This window comes from Microbacterium sp. SYP-A9085 (genome assembly GCF_009649635.1).
Lineage (GTDB): Bacteria > Actinomycetota > Actinomycetes > Actinomycetales > Microbacteriaceae > Microbacterium.
Window position 1 is genome coordinate 26,466 of record NZ_WJII01000001.1, and the last position, 15,108, is coordinate 41,573.

Below are 15,108 nucleotides of genomic sequence, written 5' to 3' on the forward strand. Positions count from 1 at the left end.
TGACGCGGCCCGAGCCGCTGTGCATGCGCGTGGGTACGCTGAAGACATGCCGCTGCCGCTGGTCGATCCCGCCCCCGCGCTGAGCGACGCCGAGCAGGCGCGCACCGCGCGCCACCAGCGACTGGCCGGTCTCGGACCCGTCGGACAGCGCCGGATCGCCGCCGCGCGCGTGGGCGTGATCGGCGCGGGCGGGCTGGGATCGCCGGTCGTGCTCGCGCTCGCCGCCGCCGGCGTCGGGGAGCTCGTCGTGTTCGACGACGACGACGTCGACGCGTCGAACCTGCAGCGCCAGGTGATCCACCGCCGACAGGACGTGGGGCGGCCGAAGACCGACAGTGCCGAGCGCGTGGCATCCGACCTCTCCGCGACGCGGGTGCGCGCCGTGCGCACTCGCCTGACGCAAGAGAACGCCGCGGGGCTCCTGGACAGCGTGGACCTCGTGCTGGACGGCACGGACTCGTTCGAGAGCCGCGAGATAGTGGCCGCCGCGTGTGAACGGCTCGGCCTGCCGCTGGTGTGGGGGACGGTGCAGGAGTTCGCCGGCATGGTAACGGTGTTCTGGACCGACCCGCCGACCGGATACGCGCCGGTTCGGCTGCACGACCTGTACCCCGCCGGCAGCGAGGCGCCCGCATGCTCCGCGGTGGGGGTGTTCGGCCCGCTGTGCCTGCAGGTGGGCTCGCTGATGGCCGCCGAAGCGCTCAAGCTCATCACCGGGATCGGGCGTCCGCTGATCGGCCGTGTCGCGCTGATCGACGCGCTGGCGGGCACGCAGCGCGAGGCGCCGCTGCGGGGGGTGGACGCCGCGCCGGCGCAGACGCCCGCGCCGCCACGGCCGGTTCCCGAGGTCGACGAGCCGGGCGACGCGGTGGTGATCGACGTGCGCGAGGCGTATGAACTGGAGGCGGGCACCGTGCCGGGCGCGCGGCACCGCCCGCTGGACGCGCTGCTGGCCGACGTCGACGCCATCACGCGGGAGGTCGCCGGCGCGCCGGTGGTGGTCGTGTGCCAGGTGGGTGCGCGGGCGCAGGTGGCGGCGCGCGCGCTGCGCTCAGCGGGAGTTACGGCATCCGTGCTCCGTGGGGGCATGGACGGATGGACCAGCAGACGGGGGACGCAGGCGTGATCACGGTCGAGCAGCACAGAGAGCGGGTTCTCGCGGCGGTGCGGCCGCTGGAGTCGGCGACGATGCCCGTGGATGCCGCCCTCGGCCGGGTGCTGCGCGCGCCGGTGCGATCCGCGGTCGATCTGCCGCTGTTCGACAACTCCGCGATGGACGGGTTCGCCGTGCTGTTCGCGGATGTCGCGGGCGCGTCCGCCGAGTCCCCGGTCGTGCTGGATGTCGTCGCCGACCTGCCCGCCGGGACGTCGCGCAACCCCGTGCTGGCCCCCGGGCAGGCCGCCCGGATCATGACGGGCGCGCCCTTCCCGTCGGCGGCCGACACCGTCGTGCCGTTCGAAGACACCGCGGGCGGGCTCGCAGATTCCCTGCGCCGCGTGACCGTCGTGGCCGCGCCGCGCGCGCAGGGCGCGCACATCCGTCCCCGCGCGGAGGAGTGCCGTGCCGGGGACGAGATCCTGCCCGCCGGCACGCGGCTCGGCGGGCGCCAGCTGGCGGCGGCGGCCGCCGCGGGTGTCACCGAGGTGACGGTGTCGCGGATGCCGCGGGTCGCGGTGATCTCCACCGGCGACGAGTTGCAGCCCCCCGGGGCGCCCTTGCGGCACGGCCAGATCCCCGAGTCGAACAGCGCGCTGCTGGCGGGCCTGTGCGGCGAGAACGGGGCGGAGGTGGTGCTGCGCACGTGGGTCGGCGACGACGGTGACGGGCTGCGCGCGGCGCTGGCGGACGCGACCGCCCTCGGTGCGGATGTCGTGATCACGTCCGGCGGGGTCAGTGCCGGAGCATACGAGGTGGTCAAGAACGCGGCCCCGATGCGGTTCGACAAGGTGGCGATGCAGCCGGGAAAGCCACAGGGGTTCGGCGACGGGACGCCGCTGATGTTCGGTCTGCCCGGCAATCCGGTGAGCGTCGCGGTATCGTTCGAGGTATTCGTGCGGCCGGCGCTGCTGGCGATGCAGGGCGCGATGGTGTTGGACCGGCTGATCCTGCCGATGCGCGTGCACGAGGCATGGCGAACCCCCGCCGGGCGCCGCCAGTACCGGCCCGTCGTGATCGAGCGCGACGGGGTCCGTCCGGCGTCGTCGGGCGGCTCACACCTGGCCGCGAGCCTCGGACGCGCCGACGCGTACGCTATCGTCCCCGTCGAGGTCGACTCGGTCGCCGTGGGCGACATCGTGGATGTCATGCTGGTCTCATGAGCTTCACCCATCTGGACGCCGCGGGCCACGCCCGCATGGTGGATGTCACCGAGAAGCAGCCCACCGTGCGCGCGGCGACGGCACGGGGATTCGTACGCTGCGCGCCGGCGGTCGTCGCGGCGCTGCGCGACGGGTCCGTCCCGAAGGGGGACGTGCTCGCCGTGGCGCGGATCGCCGGAATCGCCGCCGCCAAGCGCACGCCGGAGCTGCTGCCGCTGGCCCATGTCATCGGCGTGCACGGCGCCGTGGTCGACCTCACCATCGTCGACGAGGGCGTGCAGATCGAGGCGACCGTACGCACGGCCGACCGCACCGGCGTGGAGATGGAGGCCCTCACCGCCGTCTCGGTGGCCGCGCTGACCGTCGTCGACATGGTGAAGGGCATGGACAAGTCCACGTCGATCGGCGACGTGCGGTTGATTGCGAAGACCGGCGGCAAGTCCGGCTCGTGGTCGCGGCCAGACGAGCCCGCCCACCCGTGACCGGTTCCGCCGCCACGTTCGGCGCGATCCTCCTCGCCGGCGGCCGCGCGTCGCGGATGGGCGGCATCGACAAACCCGGCCTCCTCGTCGACGGCGTGAGCCTGCTCGACCGCGCCATCGCCGCCGCGCGCGCGATCGGCGCGGATCCGCTCGTCGCCGTCGGTCCCCCGACGGCCGCCGACGCGTCCGTGCACTGGGTGCGCGAGGATCCGCCGTTCACCGGTCCCGCGGCCGCGATCGTCGCAGCGCTCACCGCGATGCCGGCGGCCCCCGGCCCGACCTGGACGCTGGTTCTGGCATGCGATCTCCCTCACGTGGACGCCGCCGTCCTGCAACTTGTGGACGACATCCTGCTCCTGCCCTCCGACGTCGACGGGGCGTGCCTGGCCGACGCGTCCAGCCGCCCGCAGTGGCTCACCGCGGTGTACCGGACCGCGGTGTTGCGGCGGGCCGCGGCATCCATCCCCGACGAGGGACGGGATCAGTCGATGCGCGCCCTGCTGGCCGATCTGGCGATAGCGGCGCTGCCGGACCGGACCGACAGCACCGGTGACATCGACACGTGGGAGGATTACAGCAGGTTCACGAAGGAGTCCCCATGAGCGAGCACCTGCCCCCGGAAGCACTGGACCGTTGGGCCGAGGCCCTGCGCGAGCGGTTCGATCTCGCCCCCGAGGACGTGCCGATCTCGCTGATCCTTACGCTGGCGAAGGATGTCGCGAACAGCGTGGCGCGCCCCGCAGCCCCGTTCAGCGCGTTCGTGGCCGGCCTTGTTGCCGGGCGCGCCGGCGGCACCCCCGAGCAGGTGCGCGAAACCGCCGCGGCCGTCTCGGAGCTCGCCGGCACCTGGGAGGCGTGATGGCCCTCGTCCGGTTCTTCGCGGCCGCGGAGGAGGCCGCCGGTGCCACCCAGCTCACCATCGCCGCACCGCACCTGGCGGCGCTGCGCGAGACGCTGCGCGCCCGGCACCCCGCGCTGGCCACGATCCTGCCGAAGTGCGCGGTGCTCGTGGACGGCGCCCGCCTCGACGACGCCGCGCCGCTGCCGGACCAGGCCGTGGTCGACGTGCTGCCGCCCTTCGCCGGCGGCTGATCCACGCCGCGCGACCCGCATCGCGCATCGCCGTGACCGCGAGAGTGCATCTGGCGGACGAGGGAGCGGTAACTTCCCACCCTCTCGTCCGCCAGATGCACTCTCGCGGACGCGGGCGGGGCAGACCGCGCCGGGCCGGATCAGCCGCCCAGGCCCTTCCAGGTGGTGGAGCCGTCGGCCTCGATCTGGCGCTTCCAGATCGGCAGACTGTGCTTGATCGCCTCGATCAGGGCCCGGCTGACTTCGTAGGCCTCGCCGCGGTGAGCCGCGGCGACCGCGACGATCACGGCGGCGTCGCCGACCTCGAGCCGGCCGATCCGGTGGCTGGCCGCGACGATCGCACCGGTGTCGCCGATCGCCGCGACGGCGAGTGCGTGCAGCGCCTTCTCGGCGTCGGGATGCGATGTGTACTCCAGGGCGACCACGCCGGACGCGGCGTCCGGATCATGATCGCGCACGCGCCCCACGAACGTGATCTCGGCGCCCATCCGGGGATCCTCGACGGCCTGCAGGTGCGCCGCCAGATCCAGCGGCTCGGCGCTGATCCGCGCGAGCCGGACGGTCATCGGTGATCGTCTCCGTGCAGCTGTCCGAGCACGTGGGCGGCGACGCTGACGACCACCGGCATGCCGGCCTCGACGGCGGCCGGCGACCCGGGCAGGTTCACGACGAACGCGCCCTCGACGATCCCGGCGACCCCGCGCGAGAGCATGCCCGCGGGCTTCTCGGCGGTCGCACGGCGCCGCAGTTCCTCGGCGACGCCCGGGATCCGGCGCGTGAGCAGGCGCTGAGTGCCCTCGGGGGTCTCGTCCCGCGGCCCTACCCCGGTCCCGCCGGTGGTCACGATGATCCGGATGCCGTCGGTCAGCGCATCGCGGATCGCGGCCTCGACTTCGTCGGCGCCGTCCGGGATGATGACCGGGTCCTCGCAGACGAAGCCGGCTTCGCGCAACGCGGCGACCGCGATCGGTCCGCTCAGATCATCCCGCTCGCCTCGCGACGAGCGATCCGACACAGTGATGACGACTGCGGCATACGACATTGCTCCAGCCTATGCCGCGCGGCGTTCCAGCCGGACTATCACCGACTTCGACGTCGGCGTGCCGCTGACGTCGGCGACCGAGTCCAACGGCACCAGCACGTTCGTCTCCGGGAAGTATGCGGCCGCGTTCCCGCGGGGCGTGCTGTACGCGACCAGCCGGAACGCGTCGGCGCGGCGTTCCTGCACGTCCCCGTCCGGGGCGTGCCACTCCGAGACCAGGTCGACGATCTCGCCGTCGGTGAACCCGAGATCGCGGATGTCATCGGCATGCACGAACACGACGCGTCGCCCGCCCGTGATGCCGCGGTACCGGTCGTCCTTGCCGTAGATCGTGGTGTTGTACTGGTCGTGCGAGCGCAGCGTCTGCAGCAACAGCCGTCCCTCGGGGATGTGCGGGTACTCGAGCTCGTTGGCCGTGAACCGCGCCTTGCCGTCAGCCGTGTCGAAGCTGCGGGAGTCGCGCGGCCCGTTCGGCAGGTGCAGCGTGCCGCCCTTCGCGACGCGCTTCTCGTAGTCGTCGAACCCCGGCACCACGGCCTCGATGTGCGCGCGGATGAGGGCATAGTCGTGCTCGAGCGCGGCCCAGTCCGCCTGCGGGACGTTGCGCGCGCCATCCGCACCGCCGAACAGCCGATCGCTGAGCCGCGTCACGATGGCGACCTCGCTGAGCAGATCGTCGGACGGCGGCGCGAGGCGCCCGCGCGAGGCGTGCACCGCGCCCATCGAGTCCTCCACGGTGATCCGCTGGTCGCGGCCGCCGCGGCGGTCGCGGTCGGTGCGGCCGAGCGTGGGCAGGATGATGGCACGGCGCCCGGTGACGGCGTGCGACCGGTTCAGCTTCGTCGACACATGCACGATCAGCCCGCAGCGGCGCAGCCCGTCCTCGACGACGGCGGTGTCGGGCGTCGCCGACACGAAGTTGCCGCCCATGCCCATGAACACGCGCACCTTTCCGTCGCGCATGGCGCGGATGGCGTTGACCGTGTCGTAGCCGTGCTCGCGCGGCGCGCGGAACGCGAACTCGTCGTCCAGTGCGGCCAGGAACGCCTCGGCCGGCTTCTCGTAGATGCCGACGGTGCGGTCGCCCTGCACGTTGGAGTGGCCGCGCACCGGGCACACGCCGGCGCCGGGGCGCCCGATGTTGCCCTGCAGCAGCAGCACGTTCACGACATCGCGCAGCGTGGGCACGGAGTGCTTGTGCTGCGTGAGGCCCATCGCCCAGCAGACGATCGTGGACGGCGACTCGCGCACGGCCTCGCCGATCTCGTGCAGCTCGTCGACCGTGATCCCTGTGGCGGTCGCCAGCTCGTGCCAGTCGACGGCGGCGATCGCAGCCCGGTACGCGTCGAACCCGGAGGTGTGGGCGTCGATGAACGCGTGGTCGAGCACCCCGCCGTCGTGCTCCTCGGCTTCGAGCAGGTGCTTGCCGATCGCCTGGAACAGGGCCTGGTCGCCGCCGAGCCGGATCTGCACGAACCGGTCGGCGAGCGCCGTCCCGCCCAGGATCATGCCGCGCACTGTCTGCGGGTTCTCGAAGCGCATCAGCCCGGCCTCGGGCAGCGGGTTCACGGCGATGATCTTCGCGCCGCGCTGTTTGGCCTTCTCGAGCGCGCTGAGCATCCGCGGGTGGTTCGTGCCCGGGTTCTGCCCGGCGATGATCAGCAGGGACGCGTCGTGCATGTCCTCGATCGTCACGGTGCCCTTGCCGATGCCGATCGTCTCGCCGAGCGCCGATCCGGACGACTCGTGGCACATGTTCGAGCAGTCCGGGAGGTTGTTGGTCCCGACGCCGCGTACGAGCAGCTGGTACAGGAACGCCGCCTCGTTCGAGGTGCGTCCGGATGTGTAGAACACGGCCTCGTCGGGGTCGTCGATCTCGCGCAGCGCCTGCGCTATCACGTCGAGGGCGTCGTCCCACGAGATGGGCCGATAGTGCGTGGCCCCCTCGTCGAGGATCATCGGATGCGTCAACCGGCCCTGCTGGCCGAGCCACCAGTCGTCGTGCCCGGCGAGGTCGTCGACGGAGTGGGCGGCGAAGAACTCGGGCTCCACGCGCCGCAGCGTCGCCTCCTCGGCGACGGCCTTCGCGCCGTTCTCGCAGAACTCCGCGACGTGGCGGCGGTCGGTCTCCGGCCACGCGCAGCCGGGGCAGTCGTAACCGTGCTTCTGGTTCACCCGCAGCAGCGTGCGGGCGCTGCGCAGCACGCCCATCTGCTGCTGCGAGATCTGCAGGGCATGCAGGACGGCGGGCACGCCGACGGCCACGTTCTTGGGCGGCGCGACCCGCATCTTCGTCTCATCGATATCGTCCACTGGGGGCTTCGTCGCCATGCCGTCCAGGCTATCGTCCGGGCGAGAGGCACCCGAACCGCGTTCCATTCAGCGGATACGGCCGACCTGGGCGGCTCAGCGGCGCCGGCCGGTGCCGAAGATCCCGCGGATGACGCCGCCGATGATCGTCTGCGTCGCCTTCGAGTCGAGGATGTCGTCCAGCGGCGAGGCCGAGGACCGCCGCGGGGTGCGCGTGGTGGCCGAGGTTTTCCGCATCAAGCGGTCGTACTCGGCCTGAGCCTTCTTCGCGGCGGCGGCATCGGCCTTCTCGGCGGCGGCCTGCTGTTTGGCCTGCTCCGCGGCGGCGGCGGCCTTCGCGGCGGCGGCCTCGTCGGCGGCCGCGGCCTGCTGGGCGGCGTTCAGCTTCGCGGTGAGGATCTCCCGCGCGGACTCCGGGTCGATCGCCGTGCCGTACGCGGCCAGAAGCGGCGACGCCTTCACAGCCGCGACGATCTGCGGGGCGGCCGTGGGCGACATCAGGCCCTGCGGGGCGCGCAGCCGGGTCCACGCGACGGGCGTCGGCGCGCCCTTCTCGCTCATCACCGTCACGATGGCCTCACCGGTGCCCAGTTCCTGCAGCACCCGCTCGAGGTCGTAGCCGGACCGGGGGTATGTCCCGACCGTCGCCTTCAGCGCCTTCGCGTCGTCGGGGGTGAACGCGCGCAGCGCGTGCTGCACGCGCGAGCCGAGCTGCCCGAGCACGTCCGAGGGCACGTCCTTCGGGGTCTGCGTCACGAAGAACACGCCGACGCCCTTCGAGCGGATCAGGCGCACTGTCTGCGTGATCGAGGCCAGGAAGTCCTTCGAGGCGTCCCGGAACAGCAAGTGCGCCTCGTCGAAGAAGAACACGAGCTTCGGCTTGTCGGCATCCCCCACCTCGGGCAGGATCTCGAACAGCTCCGCCAGCAGGTACATCAGGAACGTCGAGAACAGTGCGGGCTTGTCGATCACGCCGGACACCTCGAGCAGGCTGACGATCCCGCGCCCGTCGGCCGTCGTGCGCAGGAAGTCCGCGACGTCGAACTCCGGTTCGCCGAAGAACACGTCGGCCCCGGCATCCGCGAACGTGATCAGCTCGCGCAGGATGACGCCGGCGGTCGCCGCCGACAGGCCGCCGATGCCCTTCAGCTCGTCCTTGCCCGCGTCGCTCGTGAGATATGTGAGCACGGCGCGCAGGTCGGACAGGTCGACGAGGGCGAGCCCGGCCTGGTCGGCGTAGTGGAAGACGAGGCCGAGGCTCGACTCCTGCGTCTGGTTCAGCCCCAACACCTTGCTCAGCAGCAGCGGCCCGAAGCCGGACACCGTCGCGCGCACCGGCACGCCGGTGCCGACGCCGCCGAGGGCGAAGAACTCGGTGGGCGAGGCGGCGGGCGTCCCGTCCTGGCCGATCGCCTGCGTGCGGGCCAGCAGCTTGTCATTCGGCTCCCCCGGTGTCGCCATGCCCGACAGGTCGCCCTTGATGTCGGCGGCGAACACCGGCACGCCGTTCGCGGCGAGCTGCTCCGCGAGCCCCTGCAGGGTGCGGGTCTTGCCGGTGCCGGTGGCCCCGGCGACGAGCCCGTGCCGGTTCAGCATGGCCAGCGGGATGCGGATCTGCGCGGCCGGAACCGGTTGCGTGTTCATCAGGGCGCCGAGCTCGAGCGCGGCCGCGTCGAACGCGTAGCCCGCGACCACGGCCTGCAACTGCGCGTCGTCCAGCGGCCCGGACGTGGACGCAGGGGCGGATGCCGCGGGTGCCGCCGCCGTGGCCGGCACAGACCCCGGCGCGGGCGGCGCATCGCCTCCGCCCCCGGCTCTCGCCTTCGCCGCCTGGGCCTCGGCGGCGGCGAGCGCGGCCTTCGCCTGCGCGGCTCGCAAGGCCGCGTCGGCGGCCTCCGATTCGGCGCGCAGTCGCGCAAGTTCGGCATCGGTGACGGCGGCATCGTCGGACGCGGTCATGCGCACAGCCTAGCCACGTGCTCCCCGCGGGGACATGGGGCACAATGGCGGCATGCTCGGGATCCGGCAGGCCGTCCGCCACGCTGTCGCGCCCCTCACCCAGACGGCCGCGTTCCGGCGCGTCGGCCGGCGGCTGATGCCGGTGCTGGAGTCCGGGTTTCGGGTCCTCAGCGGTGGGCGGATGCCGATCAGCGGCCTGCTCGTCCCGTCGCTGAGGCTGCGCACGGTGGGGGCGAAGTCGGGGCAGGTGCGGGATGCCGAACTGATGTACACGCCGGACGGCAGCGGGTGCGCGCTGGTCGCGGGGACGAACTTCGCCGGGGCGCGGCATCCGGCCTGGACCTCGAACCTGCTCGCACATCCCGACGCCGAGATCGTCGTGCGCGGCAGGCGCCTGGCCGTGGTGGCCGAGCTGATCGAGGCCGCGGACCGGGAGGCGGCGTGGCGCCGGATCGAGGCGCAGTGGCCGAACTACCGCTCGTATGAGCGGGAGTCCGGTCGCACGGTGCGGCTGTTCCGGCTGCGTCCGGTGCGCGAGCTCGGCCGGATCTGATCAGCCCTTCGTGGCCCCCGCGAGCAGTCCTCGCACGAAGAACCGCTGCAGCGCGAAGAACACGAGCAGCGGGACCACGATCGAGATGAACGTGCCCGCCGATTGCAGATACCATCGGTCGCCCCACGTGCCCGACAGCGAGTTCAGTGTCTGTGTCAACGGCAGCGACGCGCTCGGGGCGAAGATCGTCGCGACGAGCAGATCGTTCCACACCCACAGGAACTGGAAGATGGCGAACGAGGCTATCGCCGGCATCGCCAGCGGGATGATCATCCGGAAGAAGATCTGCCCGTGCCCGGCTCCGTCCACACGGGCCGCCTCGATGAGCTCATTCGGGATCTCGGCGATGAAGTTGTGCAGCAGGAAGATCGCCAGCGGCATCGCGAAGATCGCGTGCGCTATCCATACCGTCGCGAAGCTGTGGTCCACGTCGCGCAGCGAGAATCCCGGGAAGATCCCGACACCCGCGATCGTCAGCCCCCGTGAGAAGAGGCTCAGCAGCGGCACCAGCGCCATCTGGATCGGCACAATCTGCAGCGCGAACACGAACACGAACAGCACGCCCCGTCCCTTGAACGGGATCCACGCGAACGCGTACGCCGCGAGTGCGGCGATCGAGATGGGGATGAGCGTGGCCGGGATCGCTATCGCCAGCGAGTTCAGGAACGACTCGCCCAGGGTCAGCGCCGTCCCGCCCGACGTCAGCGCGTCGAAGTAATTCTGCAGCGTGAACGCCGGATTGACGAAGACCGTCCACCAGCCGGTGGTGTTGGAGTCGGCGCCGGGGCGGAACGACGTCACGAACAGGCCGAACGTCGGGATCGTCCAGAAGATCGCGATGATCACCGCGGCCAGGGTCGCCCCGCGCGAGGTGAGCTTGCGCCTCGCGTCCCGCTCCTCGCGGCGCGGGGCGCGCCCCACCGTGCGTGCCGCCCGCGTGTCGACGGGCGCGTCGACGTCGATCGTGGCCATCAGCGGATCTCCTTCTGCTTGCGCATCTGCAGCACGTTGTAGATGATCAGCGGCAGAACGAACAGGAACAGCACGACCGCCAGCGCGGACGAGTGCCCGTAGCTCTGGAACCGCTGCTGCTGGTTGACCATCTCGAAGCCGAGCACCGAGGTGTTCGCGCGGCCGCCGGTCATCACCGCGACGATGTCGTACACCTTCAGCGCCGCGATGGTGATCGTAGTGAGCACGACGATCAACGCGCTGCGGATACCGGGAACCGTGACGTTGAAGAACCGCTGCAGCGCGTTCGCGCCGTCCAGCTGCGCGGCCTCGTGCTGGTCGGCGGGCACCGCCTTGATCGACGCCGACAGGATCACCATCGCGAACCCGGTCTGACTCCAGATGAACACCGTGAGCAGGCAGATGGTGTTCAGCAGCGGCTGCGCATCGAGCCAGCCGACGGGCTCGCCGCCGAACCAGGTGACGATCGCGTTGAGCAGTCCCACCTGCTGGCCCTGCCGGTAGTCGTACACGAACTTCCAGATGATGCCCGCGCCGACGAACGAGATCGCCACCGGCATGAACACCCACAGCTTCAGGATCTTCTCGCCGCGCGCCCGGTCGACGAACGCCGCGTAGACGAGGCCTATTCCGGTCGCGACGATCGGGGCTATCAGCGCCCAGATGACGGTGTTGATCACGGACCAGAACCCGTACGGGTTGGTGAACGTCCAGACGTAGTTGTCGAACCCGACGAAGTTCGCGCCGGTCTTGTCGAAGAACGACTGGACGAGCGTCGATATCGCCGGATACACGAGTCCGGTCAGCAGCAGGATCGCCGCAGGGGCGAGGAAGACGATGAGCTGGAAGACGTACCCGGCGCCGCCCCGCGCCCGGTAGTCCGCGAAGAACAGGACCACGCCGGCCAGCAGCGCGATCCCGACGACGTAGACCACGGAGTTCTGATACGGCCGCAGCACCATGAACGCGATGACCGGGATGACGAAGCAGGCCGCCGCGCGCAGCCAGAAATAACCGGGTCCCGGCCGCGGAGCGTACTCGATCAGCAGCAGGATCACGCCGACGATGATGGCGAAGATCACGACCACGATGGGGATCTGCAGCAGCGGATGCAGCCCGCCGATCCAGACGAAGAAGCTGTTCAGCGAGAATCCGAGCGTCGTCGGGGCGGCGCCCTCGCTCGGTCCTCCCATCAGCATGAACAGGAACGCCGCCACGGCGAAGACCGCGGCGACGAGGATGATGATGCCGGTGACTGTGCGCGACAGCCGTCGCGGTACTGCCCTCTGCTCGGTGACGGTCGCCATTGTCCTGCCTTTCTGAGCATCCCGTCCGGGGAAGGCGGGGCGGGGCGGCTGCCCGTCCAGGCAGCCGCCCCGCCGCCGTCGGGACTAGTTCTGGTAGCCGGCTTGGATGGCGGTGAGCACGTCCTTCGTCGGCATCCCGTCGATCCAGCTGACCATGCCCTTCCAGAACGAGCCCGAGCCCACTGTCGCCGGCATCAGGTCGGACGCGTCGAACCGGAAGACCGTGTTCTTGTCCTGCACGAGCTTCATGGCCTCCTGCAGGAACTGGCTGGACGCGAGCGTCGGGTCGGCGCCGCTGTTGGCGGAGATGACGCCGCCGAGCTTGACGCGGGCGTTCGCGAAGTCCGGGGTCGTCATGTACTCCTGGACCTTCTGCACGGCCGGCTCGTTCGAGAACGCCGCGACGAACTCGCCGCCGCCCTCGATCGAGGGGGCATCCCCCTCGTTGATGCTCGGCAGCACGAACGCGTACACGTCGCCGTCGGGGGCCACGGTGGGCGTCTTGCCGTCCTTCGTCTTGGCCTCCAGGAAGTTCGCGGACAGGAACGACGCCTGGTGGGTCAGCGCGCAGGTGCCGTCGGCGACCTTCGCCGCGACGTCGCCGAACGCGGTCGGGTTGATGCTCTTCACATTGCCGAAGCCGGCGTTCACGTAGTCGGGGTTCAGCAGGATCTGGCCGACCGCGTCGAACGCCTTCTTGATCTGCGGATCCGTGAACTTCACGTCACCCGCGACCCACTGGTCGTACACGTCGGGGCCGGACTGGCGCAGCACCAGGTCCTCGACCCAGTCCGTCCCGGGCCAGCCGGAGGCGGCATCCGAGAAGAAGCCCGCACACCACGGCGGCTTGCCGGTCTTCGAGCGGATCGTGTTCGTGAGGTCGATCAGGCCCTGCCACGAGGTCGGGACTTTGACGCCCCACTTCGTGAAGTCGGCCGGGGAGTACCAGACGTACCCCTTGACGTTGGCGAGCATCGGCGCCGCGTAGAACGTGCCGTCGGCCGAGCCGTAGGACTTCCAATCGGCGGACCAGTACTTGTCGACATTGTCGGAGACGGTCTGTGACGGCTTGACGACCTGGCCTGTTCCGATCAGGGTCTGCAGCAGGCCGGGCTGCGGCACTATCGCGATGTCGGGGGCGGAGCCTCCGTTGACCTTCGTGACGATGTTGCCCTCGAAGCTCTTGTCGCCGGTGTAGACGACCTTGATGCCGGTGTCCTTCGTGAACTGGTCGAACGTCTTGTTCAGGGCGTCGGCTTCGCCGCCCGTGATGCCACCGGCGATGTTCACGGTCTTGCCGGACAGATCGCTGCTGCCGTTGCCTCCGCCGCCCGCTGTTTCGGCGCAGCCGGAGAGCACGATCCCCGCGACACCGAGCAGTGCAAGCGGGAGTATCACCGACCGTCGACTGGACATTTTCATGTGGTCCTCCTCGTTCAGGTGCAGGACGCACACGCCGCAAGTTCCCCATCGGCGCAAGCGCTTACAGTGAAACGTACAGTCGGCTCAGACGCATATCAACAGGTCGGCGTAACGGGTTGATAACTGGTGGGAGCGTTCCCACGACCGGGTGCCACGACGCGTTTTTCCGGCAGTCGTGCGACGGCACCCGACGCGCGGTCAGGGGGTCAGCTGGGGCACCGTGCGGGGACGGACGACCAGCCACAGCGCGACCAGTCCCAGGATCGAGCATCCGATCATCACGACCGCCATCGTCGTGGCGGTGATGCCCGCCTCATGGGCGATAAGGCCGACGATCGGCGAAATCAGACCGGCCACGGCGTTGTTGGAGAACCCGATCAGGGATGCCGCGGTGCCGGCGGCCTTGCCGTGGCGATCCAGCGACAGAACCTGCACGCACGGGAACGTGAACCCGCACGCCGTCATGAACACGAACAGCGGGATGACGGTTCCCCACAGCCCCGCGCCGAGCTGGTCGCACACGGCGATCGCGGCGCTGGCGAGCACGAGGACGGCGGTCGAGAACGCGAGCACCCACTGCGGGCCGAATCGGGCGGCCAGCCGCGCGGCGATCTGCACGCCGATCACCAGGCCGACCGAGTTGGCGGCGAACAGGAGCCCGTACTCCTGCGCGTTGAAGCCGTACGACTCCTGGAACAGGAAGGACGAGCTCGACAGGTAGGAGAACAGTCCGCTGAAGGTCATGGCGCCGATCAGGAGCACGCCGATGAAGATGCGGTCGCGGAGGACGCCGGCGTAGCGCTGCAGGACGGTGGTGGACCCGCGGTCCCGGCGCCGGGCTCTGGGCAGGGTCTCGGGCAGCACGAACACGGCGCAGACGAGCATCACGACGCCGTACCCGGCGAGGACCGCGAAAATGCCGCGCCAGTCGATGACCGACAGCAGTGCGGAGCCGATCAGCGGCGCAATCACCGGGGCGGCTCCGGTCACCAGCGCGAGCCGGCTGAGCATCACGACGAGCCGGCGCCCGCCGAACAGATCGCGGACCATCGCCATGGCCACCACGCCGCCCGCGGCGGCGCCGATGCCCTGGACGACCCGCGCCGCCCCGAGCAGCTCGAGCGTGGGCGCGATGGCGGCGGCCACGCTCGCGAGCACGTGCAGGCACGTGACGATCAGCAGCGGGATGCGGCGGCCGAACTTGTCGCTGAGCGGGCCGACGATCAGCTGGCCCAGGCCGAACCCGATCATCGTGCCGGTGAGAGTGAGCTGGACGGCGGCGGCAGTGGTCTGGAAGTTCTGCTCGAGGACCGGGAAGGCGGGCAGGTACAGGTCCACGGTGAACGGGCCGAGGGCGGTGAGAGCGCCCAGCAGCACGATGTAGACGACGCGGCGCGCGGTGGAGATGGCATCGCCGGGGTGCAGCATGACCGGCGCTGTGGCCGGGTCCGTGCCGATCGTGCGGATCGCTGCGGTGGCGGAGGGCAGCCGGATCGAGCCGGTCGCGGTGCGGATAGATCCGGTCGCGGTGCGCGACTCGCCGGGACCGAGCGCGGTCTCGTCCGAGCGTGCGTCTGGCGGGGTGTCGTCGGCGGGGACGGTGGGGTGGGGCGCGGTGTCGGTGGTCACGTGACTTCCGGTCGAGGGCTG

15 protein-coding genes are annotated in these 15,108 nt (G+C 70.8%); 7 read left to right on the forward strand and 8 right to left on the reverse strand.

Going from position 1 to position 15,108, the window contains the following annotated elements; genetic code table 11:
* Positions 1-46 precede the first annotated feature (46 nt).
* From GH740_RS00135 to GH740_RS00160, 6 genes are read left to right on the forward strand one after another with little or no spacing between them, the layout of a single operon-like run.
* A complete protein-coding gene (locus GH740_RS00135) occupies positions 47-1,126 on the forward strand; it encodes a ThiF family adenylyltransferase (protein ID WP_153744122.1) in 1,080 nt (359 codons plus the stop codon).
* Positions 1,096-2,319 carry a gephyrin-like molybdotransferase Glp gene (glp, locus tag GH740_RS00140; RefSeq protein ID WP_153744123.1) on the forward strand — a complete coding sequence of 408 codons (1,224 nt, stop codon included), beginning with the start codon at positions 1,096-1,098 and terminating at the stop codon, positions 2,317-2,319. The genes GH740_RS00135 and glp overlap by 31 nt, the downstream gene beginning before the upstream one ends.
* Entirely contained in the window at positions 2,316-2,801 is a 486-nt protein-coding gene (moaC, locus tag GH740_RS00145; protein ID WP_153744124.1) for a cyclic pyranopterin monophosphate synthase MoaC, read from the forward strand. Before glp ends, moaC begins: the two co-directional genes overlap by 4 nt.
* Positions 2,798-3,403, forward strand: coding sequence for a molybdenum cofactor guanylyltransferase (locus GH740_RS00150; RefSeq protein WP_367640075.1), 606 nt, complete (start codon positions 2,798-2,800; stop codon positions 3,401-3,403). Before moaC ends, GH740_RS00150 begins: the two co-directional genes overlap by 4 nt.
* On the forward strand, positions 3,400-3,660 hold the full coding sequence (locus GH740_RS00155) for a DUF6457 domain-containing protein (protein WP_153744125.1): 261 nt from the start codon (positions 3,400-3,402) through the stop codon (positions 3,658-3,660). The genes GH740_RS00150 and GH740_RS00155 overlap by 4 nt, the downstream gene beginning before the upstream one ends.
* Positions 3,660-3,893: a MoaD/ThiS family protein gene (locus tag GH740_RS00160; RefSeq protein WP_153744126.1), complete on the forward strand. Its 234-nt coding sequence runs from the start codon at positions 3,660-3,662 to the stop codon at positions 3,891-3,893. Before GH740_RS00155 ends, GH740_RS00160 begins: the two co-directional genes overlap by 1 nt.
* A 140-nt stretch (positions 3,894-4,033) precedes the next feature.
* Here the strand turns inward: GH740_RS00160 and GH740_RS00165 are convergent, their stop codons facing one another.
* The 4 genes from GH740_RS00165 to GH740_RS00180 all read right to left on the reverse strand — a co-directional run bounded on the left by GH740_RS00165 (position 4,034) and on the right by GH740_RS00180 (position 9,204).
* Positions 4,034-4,459: a molybdenum cofactor biosynthesis protein MoaE gene (locus tag GH740_RS00165; RefSeq protein WP_153744127.1), complete on the reverse strand. Its 426-nt coding sequence runs from the start codon at positions 4,457-4,459 to the stop codon at positions 4,034-4,036.
* Positions 4,456-4,935, reverse strand: coding sequence for a molybdenum cofactor biosynthesis protein B (locus tag GH740_RS00170; RefSeq protein WP_153744128.1), 480 nt, complete (start codon positions 4,933-4,935; stop codon positions 4,456-4,458). The genes GH740_RS00165 and GH740_RS00170 overlap by 4 nt, the downstream gene beginning before the upstream one ends.
* Before the next feature lie 9 nt (positions 4,936-4,944).
* A complete protein-coding gene (locus GH740_RS00175) occupies positions 4,945-7,266 on the reverse strand; it encodes an FdhF/YdeP family oxidoreductase (protein ID WP_153744129.1) in 2,322 nt (773 codons plus the stop codon).
* A gap of 75 nt (positions 7,267-7,341) precedes the next feature.
* On the reverse strand, positions 7,342-9,204 hold the full coding sequence (locus GH740_RS00180; protein WP_153744130.1) for a helicase HerA-like domain-containing protein: 1,863 nt from the start codon (positions 9,202-9,204) through the stop codon (positions 7,342-7,344).
* Positions 9,205-9,256: 52 nt separating this feature from the next.
* Here GH740_RS00180 and GH740_RS00185 point away from each other — a divergent pair, with 52 nt between their 5' ends.
* On the forward strand, positions 9,257-9,757 hold the full coding sequence (locus GH740_RS00185) for a nitroreductase family deazaflavin-dependent oxidoreductase (RefSeq protein WP_153744131.1): 501 nt from the start codon (positions 9,257-9,259) through the stop codon (positions 9,755-9,757).
* On the opposite strand, the gene GH740_RS00190 is transcribed toward GH740_RS00185, so the two are convergent.
* The 4 genes from GH740_RS00190 to GH740_RS00205 all read right to left on the reverse strand — a co-directional run bounded on the left by GH740_RS00190 (position 9,758) and on the right by GH740_RS00205 (position 14,886).
* Complete coding sequence (locus GH740_RS00190) at positions 9,758-10,729, reverse strand: carbohydrate ABC transporter permease (protein WP_153744132.1); 972 nt, start codon at positions 10,727-10,729, stop codon at positions 9,758-9,760.
* Entirely contained in the window at positions 10,729-12,036 is a 1,308-nt protein-coding gene (locus tag GH740_RS00195) for a carbohydrate ABC transporter permease (RefSeq protein WP_153744133.1), read from the reverse strand. Before GH740_RS00195 ends, GH740_RS00190 begins: the two co-directional genes overlap by 1 nt.
* An 84-nt stretch (positions 12,037-12,120) precedes the next feature.
* Positions 12,121-13,458, reverse strand: coding sequence for an ABC transporter substrate-binding protein (locus tag GH740_RS00200; RefSeq protein ID WP_153744134.1), 1,338 nt, complete (start codon positions 13,456-13,458; stop codon positions 12,121-12,123).
* Between the two features lie 198 nt (positions 13,459-13,656).
* A complete protein-coding gene (locus tag GH740_RS00205; RefSeq protein ID WP_153744854.1) occupies positions 13,657-14,886 on the reverse strand; it encodes a multidrug effflux MFS transporter in 1,230 nt (409 codons plus the stop codon).
* Between the last annotated feature and the right edge of the window lie 222 nt (positions 14,887-15,108).